15 protein-coding genes and 1 pseudogene are annotated in these 14,540 nt (G+C 67.6%); 5 read left to right on the forward strand and 11 right to left on the reverse strand.

Translation table 11 applies throughout. The features are described from left to right. Nucleotides 1–47: 47 nt before the first annotated feature. From FV560_RS05710 to FV560_RS05730, 5 genes are read right to left on the reverse strand one after another with little or no spacing between them, the layout of a single operon-like run. Nucleotides 48–1,085, reverse strand: coding sequence for a Gfo/Idh/MocA family protein (locus tag FV560_RS05710; RefSeq protein ID WP_159620380.1), 1,038 nt, complete (start codon nucleotides 1,083–1,085; stop codon nucleotides 48–50). Further along, a complete protein-coding gene (locus FV560_RS05715; protein WP_159620382.1) occupies nucleotides 1,078–1,770 on the reverse strand; it encodes a hypothetical protein in 693 nt (230 codons plus the stop codon). The genes FV560_RS05710 and FV560_RS05715 overlap by 8 nt, the downstream gene beginning before the upstream one ends. Further along, nucleotides 1,757–2,773, reverse strand: a complete 1,017-nt coding sequence (locus FV560_RS05720) for a Gfo/Idh/MocA family protein (protein WP_159620384.1) — start codon at nucleotides 2,771–2,773, stop codon at nucleotides 1,757–1,759. Before FV560_RS05720 ends, FV560_RS05715 begins: the two co-directional genes overlap by 14 nt. Then, nucleotides 2,770–3,627, reverse strand: coding sequence for a carbohydrate ABC transporter permease (locus tag FV560_RS05725; RefSeq protein WP_159620386.1), 858 nt, complete (start codon nucleotides 3,625–3,627; stop codon nucleotides 2,770–2,772). The genes FV560_RS05720 and FV560_RS05725 overlap by 4 nt, the downstream gene beginning before the upstream one ends. Further along, a complete protein-coding gene (locus FV560_RS05730; protein ID WP_159620388.1) occupies nucleotides 3,624–4,583 on the reverse strand; it encodes a carbohydrate ABC transporter permease in 960 nt (319 codons plus the stop codon). Before FV560_RS05730 ends, FV560_RS05725 begins: the two co-directional genes overlap by 4 nt. A 210-nt stretch (nucleotides 4,584–4,793) precedes the next feature. On the opposite strand from FV560_RS05730, the gene FV560_RS05735 reads away from it, so the two are divergent. Next, nucleotides 4,794–5,972, forward strand: coding sequence for a XylR family transcriptional regulator (locus FV560_RS05735; RefSeq protein ID WP_159620390.1), 1,179 nt, complete (start codon nucleotides 4,794–4,796; stop codon nucleotides 5,970–5,972). 19 nt (nucleotides 5,973–5,991) lie between these two features. On the opposite strand, the gene FV560_RS05740 is transcribed toward FV560_RS05735, so the two are convergent. Both FV560_RS05740 and FV560_RS05745 read right to left on the reverse strand, forming a co-directional pair. Next, entirely contained in the window at nucleotides 5,992–6,831 is an 840-nt protein-coding gene (locus FV560_RS05740) for an alpha/beta hydrolase family protein (RefSeq protein WP_159620392.1), read from the reverse strand. Nucleotides 6,832–6,865: 34 nt separating this feature from the next. Next, entirely contained in the window at nucleotides 6,866–7,804 is a 939-nt protein-coding gene (locus FV560_RS05745; protein WP_159620394.1) for an NAD(P)-dependent alcohol dehydrogenase, read from the reverse strand. A gap of 342 nt (nucleotides 7,805–8,146) precedes the next feature. Here FV560_RS05745 and FV560_RS05750 point away from each other — a divergent pair, with 342 nt between their 5' ends. Further along, the gene (locus tag FV560_RS05750; RefSeq protein WP_159620396.1) at nucleotides 8,147–8,329 is read left to right on the forward strand and encodes a hypothetical protein; all 183 of its coding nucleotides are present in this window, start codon (nucleotides 8,147–8,149) and stop codon (nucleotides 8,327–8,329) included. 75 nt (nucleotides 8,330–8,404) lie between these two features. Here the strand turns inward: FV560_RS05750 and FV560_RS05755 are convergent, their stop codons facing one another. Next, a complete protein-coding gene (locus tag FV560_RS05755) occupies nucleotides 8,405–8,893 on the reverse strand; it encodes a cupin domain-containing protein (protein ID WP_159620398.1) in 489 nt (162 codons plus the stop codon). Between the two features lie 173 nt (nucleotides 8,894–9,066). Here FV560_RS05755 and FV560_RS05760 point away from each other — a divergent pair, with 173 nt between their 5' ends. After that, entirely contained in the window at nucleotides 9,067–10,017 is a 951-nt protein-coding gene (locus tag FV560_RS05760; RefSeq protein WP_159620400.1) for a cation diffusion facilitator family transporter, read from the forward strand. Between the two features lie 32 nt (nucleotides 10,018–10,049). Here FV560_RS05760 and FV560_RS05765 read toward each other — a convergent pair whose 3' ends face one another. Genes FV560_RS05765 through FV560_RS05775 form a run of 3 tightly spaced genes read right to left on the reverse strand, consistent with a single transcriptional unit; the run spans nucleotide 10,050 to nucleotide 12,339 of the window. After that, nucleotides 10,050–10,478: a type II toxin-antitoxin system VapC family toxin gene (locus FV560_RS05765; RefSeq protein WP_159620402.1), complete on the reverse strand. Its 429-nt coding sequence runs from the start codon at nucleotides 10,476–10,478 to the stop codon at nucleotides 10,050–10,052. After that, nucleotides 10,475–10,729 (reverse strand): FitA-like ribbon-helix-helix domain-containing protein, encoded by a 255-nt coding sequence (locus FV560_RS20655; RefSeq protein ID WP_420853349.1) that lies wholly within the window; start codon nucleotides 10,727–10,729, stop codon nucleotides 10,475–10,477. Before FV560_RS20655 ends, FV560_RS05765 begins: the two co-directional genes overlap by 4 nt. 26 nt (nucleotides 10,730–10,755) lie before the next feature. Further along, on the reverse strand, nucleotides 10,756–12,339 hold the full coding sequence (locus tag FV560_RS05775) for a BCCT family transporter (RefSeq protein WP_159620406.1): 1,584 nt from the start codon (nucleotides 12,337–12,339) through the stop codon (nucleotides 10,756–10,758). Nucleotides 12,340–12,422: 83 nt separating this feature from the next. Here FV560_RS05775 and FV560_RS05780 point away from each other — a divergent pair, with 83 nt between their 5' ends. Continuing rightward, a complete protein-coding gene (locus FV560_RS05780; RefSeq protein ID WP_159620408.1) occupies nucleotides 12,423–13,619 on the forward strand; it encodes an MFS transporter in 1,197 nt (398 codons plus the stop codon). Between the two features lie 271 nt (nucleotides 13,620–13,890). Beyond that, nucleotides 13,891–14,307 (forward strand): annotated as a pseudogene (locus FV560_RS05785) (DUF6318 family protein); the annotation flags it as partial. Nucleotides 14,308–14,540 lie beyond the last annotated feature (233 nt).

Raw genomic sequence — 14,540 nt, forward strand, 5'->3', positions numbered from 1 at the left:
GTAGGGATGGGTCGGGTTGAGGGGATGGGTCAGGCTGTCGGTATGGGTCAGGCCGTCGGGACGGGATCGGGCCGCACGGCCGGGAGAGCGCACGCCGTCAGGACGTCCTCGATCAGGCGCAGGGTCTCGGCGCCGGACCGGGCGTCCACCGGGGAGGGGGCGACGCCGCCGACCGCGTCGATGAAGGCGCTCATGCCCCGTCGCATCAGGTCGGCGTTCTCGGCCGACATGCAGGCGCGGATCGCCTCCGGGTCATCCATCGGGACGGGCGAGGTCACCTCCGGTACGTGGCCGCCGCTGCCCAGGGAGGTGCGCGCCGGCGTGACCCTGAAGCGCCAGGTGGCGGCATCGCCGAAGAGCTCACCGCCCCAGCCGATGTTCCAGGGGTCGGCCTCGTGGGCGGTGAAGTCGATCGTCACCACGGTGTCGGCGCAGCGCATCGTCACGGCCAGGGCGTCCTCGCCGGGACTCGGCGTCCCGCTCCGGCGGACCCGGGTGGCGCGGATCTCGTGTGGTTCACCCAGGAGCAACCGCAGGACGTCCACCAGGTGGCACCCGGCCTCCATGAACGGCGTCACCACATTGGTCGCGTCGCCGAACCAGTGGGCCATGCTCGTCCAGGCCTGATGCGGGATCGCCGCGTGGAAGCGCGCGAGGTGAAGATCGCCCAGCGCACCCTCCTCGAGTGCCTGGCGGGTGCGCACGACGGAGTCGGAGTACCGCATGAAGAAGCCCATCTGCGTGAGCACACCGGCCTGCGCCGCGCGATCGGCCACCTGGGCCAGCCGCGCCGAGGTGCGAGCTCCGGTCTTCTCGATGAACACCGGCAGACCGGCATCGATCGCAATCTCCGCGAAGTCGGGCGCCTCGTCGTTGCGCCCGTCCACCACCACCGCGCCGGCGCCGTGCAGTGCCTCTTGGGCCGTACCGGCATCCTCCGCCGCGTACCTCTGAGCAAAGGCCCGGGCGGCGTCGGCATCGGGGTCGTACACACGGGTGATCCGCGTGCGGGGGTCCTCATGAGCCGCGACGGCCCATGCGTGAGCGTGCGGGTGGGTCACTCCCAGGAATGCGACGTCAAGCATTGCTACAGGTCACCTCTGCAGGGTTGGAGGGAACGGTGGGCCGGGGGTCGGCCGCCCGGCCCAGGTAGAGGGCCAGCCCGGGGCCGAAGATCACGCCCACGAGCGGGAGGTGGATCACGAGGGTCACGGTGAGCGCCGCCCCCAGCAGCACCGCGAGGTGCCATGGACCGAAGCGCGTGGCCCGGCTCGTGGCCCGGCTCACGAGCTCGGCACGGGAGACCCCGGGGGCCTCAGCCAGTTCGTGCACGCACGCGGCCAGCCACCACAGCGCGATCAGCAGTGCCGAGACGTTGACGGCGTAGAAGACCCCCGCCGTCAGGGTGGGCTGCCCGGCCAAGAACGCCAGGTTCAGCACGCTGACCGCCACCAGCACCACGCCTGCCGGTCCGAGGAACCAGGTGGCGGGTAGTGCGCGGCGCACGTCTGTGAGCAGCTCCCGCCAGAGCCCGCCGGCTTGGCCTCGTGAGGCCTTCAGCAGCAGCCGCGAACCGGCTCCGAAGGCGGCGACGGCGGAAACCAGGGGCAGGGCGAGCACCATCGTGACGAGGCTGAGCCCGGCAAGCCGGCTCACCGTCCGCAGCGCGTCCATCACCCGTTCGGCCAGGGGTGTGGGCTCAGCCGGCGGCCGGCGGAAGCCTGCCGGACGGCCGAGCATCTCCGCGAGGGTCTTCTCACGCCAACTCAACGGAGCGCCCTTCCGCAATGGACCGGTACGCCGCATCCAGCGTCCGCATCGACTGCAGCGAGTCCTCTACCGTCACCAGCGGGCGCGCCTTCCCGGCGGCACAGTCGAGGGCGTGGGCGATGGATCGCGTGACCGACCGGTCGAACCAGTCCTCTTCCACCGCGATGACCTCATCACCGCCGTGACTGTCCCGTCGGCGCAGCACGTTGTCCCGGCCGGTCTCGATCGAGAGGCGGTTCTGCTCGGAGGTGAAGATCTCCTTGCGCCAGTCCCACCCCGGGGCTCCCCAGAATCCGACCAGCGTCATCATCGTGCCCGAGTCGAACTCGACCACCATGGTGGCGGTGTCCTCTCCCTTGTCGGGGTTGCCGGCAGCGAGCTGGTTCGCGGTGGCGGTCACCCGGCGCGATGGTCCAAACCAGAAGTGCGCCAGGTCGATCAGGTGCGAACCTGACTCGAACAGGCACCCGCCTCCGGTCATCGCGGGATTTCCACGCCAGTGGTGGGGGGAGCGCAGGGCAGCGAGGTGGTCACCGAGAATCTCGATGTGGGCCACCAAGCCGGTTCCCCAGAGCTCCTCAGCCAGCCCGTCGCGGACACGCTCGTGCACCGGGTCGAAGCGCTGGTGGTACTTCACCATCAGGCTGCCGGTCGAGGCCTGATCGGCCTCGGCCACGCTGAGTGCTTCCTCCAGACCCAGCGCCATGGGCTTCTCGCAGAGGACGAAACGCCCTGCATCGAGCACCTGGATCGCTTGAGGTGCGTGCAACGCCACCGGCGTGACGAGGTCGACCAGCTGGACATCGTCGTCGGCGAGGACGGTGCCCAGGTCGGAGGCGATCCGCGGTACCCCCCACCGCTCGGCCGCAGCGTGAGCAGCCTCGCGGTCGGGGTCGCTGATCCACGCGACGTCGGCCCGGTCGAGCTGGGCGTAGGCGGCGAGATGGGACTGTGCGAAGGAGCCCGCCCCGACGACGGCCACCCGCACCCGCTCGGCGCTCACTTCAGCCCCGTCGTGGCGATGCCACGGATCAGGTACCGCTGCCCGAAGACGAAGAAGATGAAAATGGGGACGAGGGACAGGACGGACATGGCGAACAGCGCTCCCCAGTCGGTGCCGCCAAGGTCGACGAAGAGTCGGATCGCAAGCGGCACGGTGAACAGATCGTTGTCGGTCAGGAAGACCAGCGGACGGAAGAAGTCATTCCAGGTCCAGATGAAGGAGAAGATGGCGGTGGTAGCCAGGGCGGGGACCACCAGCGGCAGCATGATCCGCCAGTAGATCTGGAACGGCCCGCACCCGTCGATGGAGGCTGCCTCGTCAATGTCACGGGGAATTCCGCGCATGAACTGCACCATCAAGAAGATGAAGAAGGGGTCGGTCGCGAAGAATTTTGGGACTGTCAGTGGCAGGAAGGTGTTCAGCCATCCGAGCTCAGAGAACAGGATGTACTGCGGCACGATCGTGACGTGCTCGGGGAGCATGATCGTCACGAGCATGATTCCCATGAAGAGAGCCTTGAGGCGGAACCTCATCCGTGCGAAAGCGAACGCCGTCAGGGAACAAGCGATGAGGTTTCCCAGAATCACGGACCCAGTGACGATGAAGCTGTTCCGGAAGTACGTCGCGAAGGAGTTCTGCTGGGCATCCCAGCCGCGGGCGTAATTGTCGAGGGTCGCATCGGTGATGGCGAGTCCAGCGCTGGTGAAGATGTCCTCGTTATCACGCAGCGAACTGACCAGCATCCACAGCAGGGGATACAGCATCCCGACGGCGAGTGCGATCAACAGCACGTGCATCGCGACGCGACGAACCGGCGGCTTGGTGCGGGTAGTGACTGCGGTCTCGGCGCTCATCGGTCACCATCCGCGTAGAAGACCCAGTATCGGGAAAGCAGGAAGTTGATCCCGGTGATGGCGGCGATGACCACGAGGAGAACCCAGGCCATGGCGGAGGCGTATCCCATGTCGAAGTTCGCGAATCCTTGCTGGTAGAGGTACAGCGTGTAGAACAGGGTCGAATCCGCAGGACCGCCCTGACCGTTGCTGACGATGTAGGCGGGAACGAACGCTTGAAAGGCGTAGATCGTCTGCAGGATGAAGTTGAAGAACACGATCGGCGTAAGGAGAGGGATCGTGATGCTGAGGAACCGTCGCACATGCCCGGCACCATCGACTTCGGCCGCCTCGTAGTAGGAACGCGGAATCTGGCGCAGGCCAGCGAGGAAAATGATCATCGGCGAGCCGAAGGTCCACACGTTCAGCGCGATGATGGTCATCAAGGCGGTATCCGGGTTGCCGACCCAGCTGTGTGTGGTGTCTATACCGATGGCGCCGAGTGCGGCGTTCACGAGGCCGTCGCTGCCGAAAACGGTCCGCCACAGCACAGCGACTGCGACGCTGGTTCCGATGAGCGAGGGCAAGTAGAAAACCGCGCGGTAGATGGCGATTCCGGCGATCGCTCGGTCCAGCAGCATCGCCAGCGCGAGCGCGAAGACCAACTGCAACGGCACCGAGACCAGCACGTAGGTGGCAGTGACCACCACCGAACTGAGGTAGCGCGGATCGCTCGTGAACATCCGCACGAAGTTGTCCACCCCGATGAAGTTCGGGTCCTGGAGGAAGTTGTAGTCGGTCATGGACAGGTACAGCGAGGCCGCCATCGGCCCCATCACGAACACGAGCAGTCCGATCAGCCACGGGCTGAGGAAAAGATAGGGCGCGAGTGCTCGCCGTCTATGTGAGTGTGGTGGTGAGGGTTGTCGCAGCGCCGGTGCCGGCATGCGCCGCCGCTCCTCGGTGAGTGAGCTCATCGTTGTTGCTCCTGGGATTGCTGGAGATTCACCAGGCCGGGAGCGACCGCTCCGGCGCGCCGGTCTGGATGCTTCCCGGTCGAAGTCGGGTGCCGACCGGTGTGATCAAGGAAGGGGATAGTCGTCGTCGTTGACCTCCTGACATCCACGCTAGGTAGCCGTCGGTGGCAAGACCATGCGTCATTGCGCAGCGTTCAGTAGAATTTTTACATGGCCAATGACGCCCGCTCCACGCAGGTCGCGCTGCTCGTGGAGACCTCCAACGCGTACGCGCGTGGTTTGCTGCGGGGGGTGCACGAGTACGTGGCCGCACACCGGGACTGGTCGCTGTACCTGGTGGAGCACTCCCGGCTGGATACCGACTTCTCCTGGCTCGAGGGCTGGCGCGGGCACGGGGTGCTGGCGCGGATCGAGAACCCGGAGACCGCGGCCTTCATCCGGCGGCTCGGTCTACCGACGGTGGACCTGAGCGCCGGGCGGCTGCTGCCCGAACTGCCCGGCGCCGAGACCGACGATGACCACATTGCCCGCTGGGCGGTGGAGCACTTCGCTGAGCGTGGCATCACGAACTACGCTTTCTGCGGCGATCCGAGGTACGGGTGGTCGGTCAAGCGAGGGAGCGGGTTCGCCGACCACGCCGACCGGTACGGCTCACCCGCGCACGAGTTCACGATGCGACCCACCGGCACTCGCGCCGCCGACCGCGACAGACTCGCCGGCTGGCTCAGCCAGCTGCCCAAGCCAGTCGGTGTGCTTGCCTGCTACGACATCGCCGGCCATGAAGTGCTGGAAGCGTGCAAGGTCGCCGACCTCGCCGTCCCCGATGAGATCGCCGTCATCGGTGTCGACAACGACGAATTGCTTGGCACCCTCTCCTCCCCGGCCCTGTCCAGCATCGAGCCGGACACTCGCCGCACCGGCTACCTCGCCGCCGAGCTGCTTGACCGGATGATGGCCGGTGAGCACGTCGAGCCCGGCCTACGCCTGATCCCACCGGTGCGCGTGGTCGCCCGGCAGTCCTCCGATCTGCTGTCGGTCGACGACGAGCTCGTCGCCCATGCCCTGCGCTACATCCGAGACCGGGCAGACATGAACGTCACTGTGCCGGAGGTGTTGCGTGCGGTGGGACTCTCCCGCCGTGCACTCGACCTGCGGTTCGTCAAGCAGGTCGGGCGCACCGTGCACGCCGAGATCCTGCGAGTGCGCATGAACCGTGTAGCGGAACTGCTGACCTCCACCGACTGGACACTGACCCGGATCGCCGAGCGCCTGGACTTCAAGCACGCCGAGTACATGGGAGCGGCCTTCAAGAAGCAGATGGGCCGCTCACCGGGCCGGTACCGCCGCGACGTCACCGGTTCCATCGGGCGTCAGGACGGGTGGCGCTGAGCCTGACCGGCGGCGCGCCTCACCGGATCGGGGGCAGCCGATCCAGCACCGCCTCCCACAGTTCGTGCTGCGGACTGATCACCGCAAAGTGATCTGCGCTCTCGTCCACCACGTACTCGATCTCGGCCCCGCCCTCGCGAGCCAGATCCACGTACCCGGCCACGTAGGGTTGCGGCACGATCGTGTCCGCGCCACCCTGCACGATGAGCTGCGGCGCACGGCCCGGCAGTCGCTCGGCAGGGGAGGCCGCCCCGTACGCCTGCGGATCCTGGTTCGGTGCCGCGCCCATGAAGTCCGTGACCGCCGTACCGCCCAGGTCCGAGCTGGCGGCGACCGCGAGGTCAGCCACCGGCGCCTGACCGACCACCAGCACCGGCTCGACCACCGGGTCCTCCCGGGTGCCCGCCCACAGGCTCAGGTGCCCGCCGGCGGAATGTCCCACCACGGCCACGCGATCCAGGTCGATCGGGTGATCCTCCGCCAGCACAGCAAGATGATCGATCGCTGCCGCGACGTCCGCCATCGTGCCCGGATACCCGCCGCCGGGTTCCCCGACCTTCCGGTACTCGATGTTCCAGACGACGTACCCTCGTCCGGTCAGGTCAGTCGCCAGCGGTTCCATCAGGTCGAGCTCGTAGGCGTCCCGCCAGAATCCGCCATGAATGAGCACGACGGCGGGGCGTACCTCTGTCTGATCCGCACCTTCCGGCACGCTCAGATCCCCGAACTGCTCCGGTGCTGCTCCGTACTCGAGTCGTACCGGTTCGCTCTCCTCGCCCTGCTCCTGCCCCGCCGCGCTGCACCCGGCGAGCGCAAGTGCGCCGGCGAGTGCCGCCGTCAGGACCTGAACTCGCCGCATGGCATGACCTTACGACGCGGAAACGCGTCAGTCCTCAGGGCCGCACGATGATGTTGCCGACCTTGCGGCCGGAGTCCACGCGGGCGTGCGCTGCTGCGATCTGGCCAAGGTCCAGGTCCTGATCGATGACGGCGGTGAGGGCGCCTTGGTCCATGAGGTCCAGCAGGTACGTGAAGTCCGCTGCTCGTTCCGGTGCTGCCCCCACAGTGGCGCGTCCGACGGAGCCGAGCATGTCCCACAGGCCAGCGGCCACCAGCGCCACTGTTCCATCCGGAGCCACCAGCCGCCTGCCGGCCGCGGGGGAGAGAGTGCCGGTGGCGTCCAGCACCACGTCGAAGCGTTGATCGAGCTCGGGGAGGTTGGTGCGGTTGTAGTCGATGGTGTCCGCACCCAGGGATGCGATGAGGTCCAGGTTCGCGGTACTCGTGACGCCGGTGACCGCGGCGCCGAGGTGGCGTGCCAGCTGCACCGCGTTCGTCCCGACCGCCCCCGAGGCGCCGATCACCAGCACCGTCATGCCGGGCCCGACTCCTGCCTTGTCCCGGAGGAAGAACAGCGCGGTGGTGCCGCCGAACAGCATCCCAGCGGCCTGTTCGTGACTGACCGACGCCGGCTTGCGGACCACCCGGTCGGCGGGAACGGCCACGTACTCCGCGTGCGCACCGAACTTGGCCCCGGACATGCCGCACACCTGCTCGCCCACCGAAGGGCCGCCGTCGACGGTTTGCACGACCTCACCGGCGTAGGCGCTGCCCAGCACCTGCCGACGTGGGCGGCGGATCCCGAAAGCCAACCGGCTGAATGCGCCGAAACCGGGCGGGAAGCTTGCACCGCGGATCCGGGCGTCGGCCGCGGTGACTGCTGCCGCATGTACCCGCACCAGCACCTCTCCCGGCCGCGGCTGCGGGCGCGGGATGTCCTGTACCTGAACCACATCCGGTGGGCCGTACTGCCGTACTACGGCTGCTCGCATCAATATCTCCTTACAGTGTAAGCCTGGTTACAGCGTAGCCTTACGCTGTAAATGTGGCAAGGCTCGGACAATCGGCCAGGAGTCGAGAAGCCTGGCCGGATTCGGCTCGCACCACGTCGTACGCGGTTCGAGTGTTCTGCTCGCCGGCCCGACGGCTATGTGCGATCCGACCGAAGGCTGACATCCGGCCCTGGCGGCCCGCATACCAGAAGGCGCTCCGGCACGTCGCTGGCCTGGCCGACGGGTGAGACATGAGGTGTTCGTCCGCTGGGACGCCGCTCGCGATCGGGTCGAGGAACCGCCTGCCGTGCACACGATGGAGCCTCACCCAAGGAGGTACCCATGGCTCAGATCAAGATCGTCGTCTGCGATGAGTGCGGTGCGATCGACCGCCCCACTATCCGCTACGTCCTCGGCAAGGGGATGGCGACCCGGTTCTTCGACCTCTGCGTCGAGCACGCACGGCCGCTGGAACGGATTCTCGAGCTGAAGCCCGGAGCACGCCAGGCGACGGTCACGACCTGACGCCTCCGGAGGTTTCTCCGGCCGCTACTGACCCCGGCCCGGCGCCTATGGCACATGAGTCCGGCATCGCGGAATTCAGTGGGAGGCGGCGAACGAGGCGATCTTGCCGGCGTTGCGGTGGAACACCTCCCGGGCCTCGGCGTCCAGGTCCACCGGTACCCCGGCCGCGACCAGTTCGTAGAATCCCGACATCGCGGAATCCTCCGGCTGGGAGCCGAGGTCATTGCACATGATCGTCACCGCGAACAGCCGCTCCGTGGTCGAGGTGTTCTTGATGTGGTGCACCGAGGTGGCCGGCAGCACTAGTACGTCCCCGGCCGAGACTGGAACGCTGTGCTCGTCGGACTGCGCGAGCCCCTCGCCCTGGACGAAGAAGAAGATCTCCACCGACGCGGGGTGGGAGTTGTCGGACTGGACGCCCTCGGGATCCCAGATCTCGAAGAACACGCTCGTGGGGGAGCCGTCCACCGGGCCGGTCAGCGGGCACAGCGTGACCGTGTCTTCGGCGGTGATGCGGTAGGCAGTCAGCTCGCGGGTGTCCTTGATGGTCGGCATCTCAGCCATGGTGATCCTCCTGGAGTCTCGATGAGCTGAGGCTACGAAGTGGCCGACACGGCGGTATGACCGTTGCGTCACAGTCGTGTTTCGTCGCTGCTGACCCCGTGGGAGTCGTGGCCGTAGGATCGCCGCAGATTCACTGTCGGCGCCGATGTGGCGATGAGGGGTGGGTGCAGTCCATGAGCGAGAAGTCGCCGGAGGCGCCGCAGGGCGTGCTCACCGTGGTGATCGCTTTGATCGCCAACGCGCTCGTGGCAGCGGCGAAGACCGTGGCCGCGGTGCTCTCCGGTTCGGCATCCATGGTGGCCGAGGCCGCGCACTCGTGGGCCGACACCGGCAACGAGGCGCTGTTGTTGGTGGCCGAGCGTCGTGGAGCGAAACCCGCCGACGCCGCGCATCCTCTCGGCTACGGGCGGGCAGCATTCGTGTGGTCGATGGTGGCGGCCTTCGGCCTGTTCGTGGCCGGGTCGATCGTCTCGATCACCCACGGCATCTCCGAGCTCGGCAACCGGGAAGAGGCCGCGGACTACACCCTCAGCTACGTCGTGCTCGCCGTGGCCTTCGTGCTCGAGGGCATCTCCTTCACCCAGGCGCTCCGCCAGACCCGCAGCGATGCCGCACGCGCCCGGGTGCATCCGTTCCGGTTCGTGCTCGGCACCTCCCAGACCACATTGCGGGCCGTGTTCTTCGAGGATCTGGCCGCACTGGTCGGCCTGCTCGTGGCCGCCGGTGGACTCGCCGCGCACCAGCTCACCGGAGACGCGATCTACGACGCGATCGGCTCCATCTGCGTGGGCGTGCTGCTGGGCGTGGTGGCGCTCCTCCTGCTCGTGCGCAACGGCCAGTTCCTGGTCGGGCAATCCGTGGACGGCCTGGCCCGGCAGACACTGCTGGAGCGGCTGCGCACCGCACCGGGTGTCGAGCGGGTGACCTTTGCCCACATGGAGTACGTGGGCCCGGCGAAGATCTTCGTGGTCGCCTCGGTGGACCTGACCGGGGATGATCGCGAATCGGTGCTGCAGCAGCGGTTGCAGGCGGTCGAGGACCACCTCGACGCGCACCCGCTCGTGCAGCGGACGGTGCTGTCGCTGGCCGCGCCCGGGGAGGAGGAACTGCTCGCGGAGTGGTGACATGCATGCTGAGACGGTTTCGCTCGGTCGTCTCAGGGCTGCGTCGTGTGAGGACTCCACGGGTCGATCAGCTGTAGCCCACAGCCCAGGAAATCGCGTCCGTTGCGGGTGGCGAGTGATGCGTGGTGAACGCGGCAGATCCCTGCGATCATCAGGTCTTCGGTCGCGCCGGGCTGGCCTGCACGGTCCCGCTCCGAGCGGAGACCTGCATACGAGGCTCCGGCCGCACGATCAAAATCGTAGAGACGGTCAGCGGCACTCTCGACGAGCTGATCGATAGCCGCCAGAAGATGCGATTGCCTGCGCCCCTTCGGGAGGCGGCGTGCGCCATAGAGCAACTCTGCGATGGAGATGGTGGTCAGGGCGATCTCTTGCTGGTGTTCGGCCAGCCATGCGAGCACCCGCGGGTCGGGGGATGGGCGCAGCGGTTCCGAGAGGACGTTGGTGTCGACGACGATCACGTGAGTTCAACCGAGCGCGGTTGTTGGCGTTCAGGCAGTGTGAGATCGACACCCTCGAGTTCGTGCGCTGTGTGGATCCAATCGACGATGAACGTCCGTTCCGCGACCGCATCCTCCAATATGGCCCGGATCTCAGCTTCCATCGATCGATCGTGCTGGGCAGCACGTGCCTTCAACGCCCGACGCGTGTGCTCAGGCAGGTTCCGCACCGTGACTGTCGCCATCCTCGCGCCTCCCGGTTCTGCAAGCATTGACAGCGTTGCAGTCAGATTCTAGTTCATCGCGGATCAGCCCGTTGCCCGGGTGACGGACCGCTGGAGGACTCCAGCCACGGACCGCCCGGTCGGCGCAGGTCCCGCACCACCATCAGCACGAATGAGACGCACACCGCCAGCAGGATCACCGTGAACGGCACCGCTGCCACGACCGCCGCACCCTGCAGGGCCGAGATGCCGCCGGCGAGCAGCAGCACGGCAGCGAACGCCGCAGAGAAGGACCACAGCAGCCGCACCGGTCGCGGCGGCTTCAGGCTGCCCCCGGAGGTGGTGCTGCCCAGCATGAACGAGGCCGAGTCGGCCGAGGTGATGAACAGCAACGCCAGTACGATCGCCACCACGACGGCAACGACCCCGGGTAGGGGAAGCGTGCCGAATACCTCCACCGTGAGTGCCGACTTCACGTTCCCGTCCACCAGGCCCGGATCGACCGAGCCCGACTCCACCCGGTTCAGGGCGGTTCCGCCGAACACTGAGAACCACACCGCGCTGATCGATCCCGGCACCAGCACCACCCCGGCCACCACGCTGCGGATGGTCCGCCCCCGCGAGATCCGGGCGATGAACGTGCCCACGAATGGCGCCCAGGCGATCCACCACGCCCAGAAGAAGAACGTCCACCCCGCCTCCCAGGTGTTTCCGGGAGTCTCCGTGGCCAGGGACATCCCGGGCAGGTGAGTCACGAATCCGCTGACAGTCGTGCCGATGGCACCGATCAGCTCCCTCGTGGGCCCCCAGAAGAACGTGAACACCACCAGCGCCGAGCACAGCACCCCGTTGGCCAGGCTCAGCCACCGGATCCCACGGCCCAGGCCCGTCATCGCCGAGATCGTCGAGACCGTCATGAGCCCGACGATGATCGCCACCTTCGCACCGTAGGAGATCGGCACCCCGAAGGCCTGCGCCAGCCCCTCGTTCAGCTCCCGCGTACCCAGGCCCAGCGAGGTCGCCACCCCGAACAGGATCGCGATCACCGCGAGCAGGTCGATGACCTTGCCGGGCCAGCGCCGGGTGGACTCACCCATCAGGGCATACAGCGCCGAGCTGATCAGCACTGGGCGGTCCTTGCGGAACGCGGCATAGGCAACCGGAACAGCCACCCCCGCGTACAGCGCCCAGGCGTGCGGCCCCCAGAAGAACAAGGAGTACCGCAGGCCCGTGGCAGCGGCCTCTGCGGTGCCGGCCTGCGCCGTCCCCGGCGGGGGATCCACTGCATGCAGCAGCGGCTGAGCCGTCCCCCAGAACAGGAAGCTCAGGCCCACCCCGGCGCTCATCAGCATCGCCAGCCACGACGGCCACCCGAATTCCGGGCGGCGCCCGGGTTTGCCCAGCCGGAGCCGGCCGACGGGGGAGAGCGCGACGGCCAGCATCAGGACCAGCACCACCAGCACCGTGCCCACGTAGACCGGACCGAATGTGGTGACCACGAGGCGCTGCAGGGTCGACAACCCGTCCTGAAGCGTCGTCGGGAAGATGAGGCCGAAGACGATGAACGCCAGCGCGAAGGACAGGGAGGCCACGAACACGAAGCCCAACTTGGGGACGTCGCGCCCGGCCACGTCGGTGCGGATCTCGGAACTGGCCATGCCACACCACTGTGGCCTAGATCTCGATCACCGCAACCGGTTCCCGGGAAGTGAGAGACGCCGTCGTGGGCTGCCTAGACTCGATGACCGTGACCAGGCCCGCCATCCCCGCCGAGATCAAGGTACTGGTGGTCGCCGCGTTCGTGATCGCGATCGGGTTCGGGCTGGTGTCTCCGGTGCTACCTGCCTACGCCCGGTCCTTCAACGTAGGTGTGGCCGCCGCCTCGGTCGTGGTGAGCGCATTCGCCTTCTTCCGGCTCGTGTTCGCTCCCGCTGGTGGGGCGCTGGTGGCGCGCCTGGGTGAGAGGCCGGTGTACCTGACCGGGCTCGTGGTCGTGGCGCTCAGCTCGCTTGCGACGGCGTTCGCCCAGTCCTACGTGCAGTTGCTGGTGCTGCGCGGGGTGGGCGGCATCGGATCGACCATGTTCACGGTCTCCGCGATGGCGATGGTGGTGCGACTCGCGCCGCCGGAGATCCGGGGCCGGTGCTCATCGGCGTACGCGACGGCGTTCCTGCTCGGCGGGATGCTTGGGCCGGTGCTCGGCGGGCTCCTGGCCGAGCTGGGGCTCCGGGTGCCGTTCGTGGTGTACGCCGTGTTCCTGTTCGTCGCGGCGGCGATCGTGGCCGTGCGGCTGCGGGGAGCGCGGATGCGCCCGGCGCCGGATGAGCCCGAACGGCCGCCGATGCGGGTGGCACAGGCGTGGGCGAACCGGACCTTTCGGGCGGCGCTGGTCTCTGGGTTCGCGAACGGGTGGTGCAACTTCGGGGTGCGGGTGGCCGTGCTACCGCAGTTGGCCGTTGCCGTGCACGACGCCACCTGGGTGGCCGGTGCGGCGCTCGCCAGTGCGTCGGTCGGGACGGCGGGTGCGCTACAGATCTCCGGGCGGTGGGCCGATTCGGCCGGGCGTCGACCGGTGGTGCTGACGGGGCTGGTGATGACCGCACTTGGACTTGGTGTGATGGGCGTGGCGACCTCGCTGGTGGCACTGCTCGCTGTCTCGGTGTTCTCGGGAGTGGGCGCGGGTCTGCTCAATCCCGCGCAGCAGGCGTCACTCGCCGACGTCGTGGGCAGCGACCGCAACGGGAGCAAGGTGCTGGCCGCTTTCCAGATGGCGCAGGACTCCGGGGCGATCCTCGGCCCCATCCTGATCGGCGTGGTGGCCGATCAGGCAGGATTCGGCTGGGCATTCGCGGTCACCGGGGTGGTGGCGCTCGCGGCGACGTTGCCGTGGTTGCGGGCCCCGGAGACGGCGCCGGTGCAGCGGGGTGGGATTGCCTGACCCGGTGGGTGGACTATCCACAAGGGGCCTGCGGCGCTGCGGTGACCTGTGGCAGTCTCGTGCGCATGATTTCTCGGGGGAGCGTGTGGGTCGGGTGGCGTGGTGCTGTGCTCGCGTTGGGTGTGGGGGTGGTGCTGGCGGCGTGTACGCCATCCGATACTGAGCCAACTCCGACGGCGGAGCCCACCTCGACGAGTGCGTCGCCTTCGGATTCGGGTGAGCCGACTGAGGAGCCGACGACGAGCGGCCGGAGGTAGATCCGCCGGAGCGTCCGGTGGAGATGGGGGAGGAGTCGGTGGAGGGGGCGATCGCGGCGGCGGAGTATTTCGTTGAGTTGTATCCGTACGTGTACGCCTCGGGTGATTTTGATGAGTGGGACGCGCTCAGTGATGAGGGGTGTGGATTCTGTAGCAACGTGCGCGATCGTGCGGCTGAGTTGCATGCTGATGGGGGCTACTCGGTCGGGGGAGAGGTCGAGATTTACGCCAGCGACGGAGGAGGCCCATATGAGGATGGGGTCTATGACATCGAGTTCGGTGTTCGGTTCGCGGAGTCTGAGTGGGTTCTCTCGGATGGCTCCCGGGAGCCATATGGCCAGACAGACAAGCCAGCTTTCAGCCTTTCGATGGTGTGGCGCGATGGCGAATGGTCGGTGCTGGGAGTCCTGGTGGATGGTGATGGGGAGTGATCGCGTCGGCTCTCGCTCTCACCCTTGCGCTTCCGATCAGTCTTTCGGCTACTACTTCGCCAGGGAGCGAAGGTGAGGCGCCTCCACCGCTGATTGATGTTGATGCGGAAGCGTCTGGCTACGACGTCGGGGCGCGGACTTCTCGCGAACAGGAGAGCCACATTCGGGAGGTCATCCCGGAACTGGACGGTGCCGCGGCTGTGCCAGCAGTAGAGATCGGTGTCCCGGTGTCC

Source organism: Ruania rhizosphaerae, assembly GCF_009805705.1.
GTDB lineage: Bacteria > Actinomycetota > Actinomycetes > Actinomycetales > Beutenbergiaceae > Ruania > Ruania rhizosphaerae.

Bases quoted from the DNA above. Each gene is read 5' to 3' on its own strand.
- FV560_RS05710 (WP_159620380.1), bottom strand. From the start codon at position 1,085: ATGCTTGACGTCGCATTCCTGGGAGTGACCCACCCGCACGCTCACGCA.
- FV560_RS05725 (WP_159620386.1), bottom strand. From the start codon at position 3,627: ATGAGCGCCGAGACCGCAGTCACTACCCGCACCAAGCCGCCGGTTCGT.
- FV560_RS05730 (WP_159620388.1), bottom strand. From the start codon at position 4,583: ATGAGCTCACTCACCGAGGAGCGGCGGCGCATGCCGGCACCGGCGCTG.
- FV560_RS05735 (WP_159620390.1), top strand. From the start codon at position 4,794: ATGGCCAATGACGCCCGCTCCACGCAGGTCGCGCTGCTCGTGGAGACC.
- FV560_RS05740 (WP_159620392.1), bottom strand. From the start codon at position 6,831: ATGCGGCGAGTTCAGGTCCTGACGGCGGCACTCGCCGGCGCACTTGCG.
- FV560_RS05745 (WP_159620394.1), bottom strand. From the start codon at position 7,804: ATGCGAGCAGCCGTAGTACGGCAGTACGGCCCACCGGATGTGGTTCAG.
- FV560_RS05750 (WP_159620396.1), top strand. From the start codon at position 8,147: ATGGCTCAGATCAAGATCGTCGTCTGCGATGAGTGCGGTGCGATCGAC.
- FV560_RS05755 (WP_159620398.1), bottom strand. From the start codon at position 8,893: ATGGCTGAGATGCCGACCATCAAGGACACCCGCGAGCTGACTGCCTAC.
- FV560_RS05760 (WP_159620400.1), top strand. From the start codon at position 9,067: ATGAGCGAGAAGTCGCCGGAGGCGCCGCAGGGCGTGCTCACCGTGGTG.
- FV560_RS20655 (WP_420853349.1), bottom strand. From the start codon at position 10,729: ATGCTTGCAGAACCGGGAGGCGCGAGGATGGCGACAGTCACGGTGCGG.
- FV560_RS05775 (WP_159620406.1), bottom strand. From the start codon at position 12,339: ATGGCCAGTTCCGAGATCCGCACCGACGTGGCCGGGCGCGACGTCCCC.
- FV560_RS05780 (WP_159620408.1), top strand. From the start codon at position 12,423: ATGACCGTGACCAGGCCCGCCATCCCCGCCGAGATCAAGGTACTGGTG.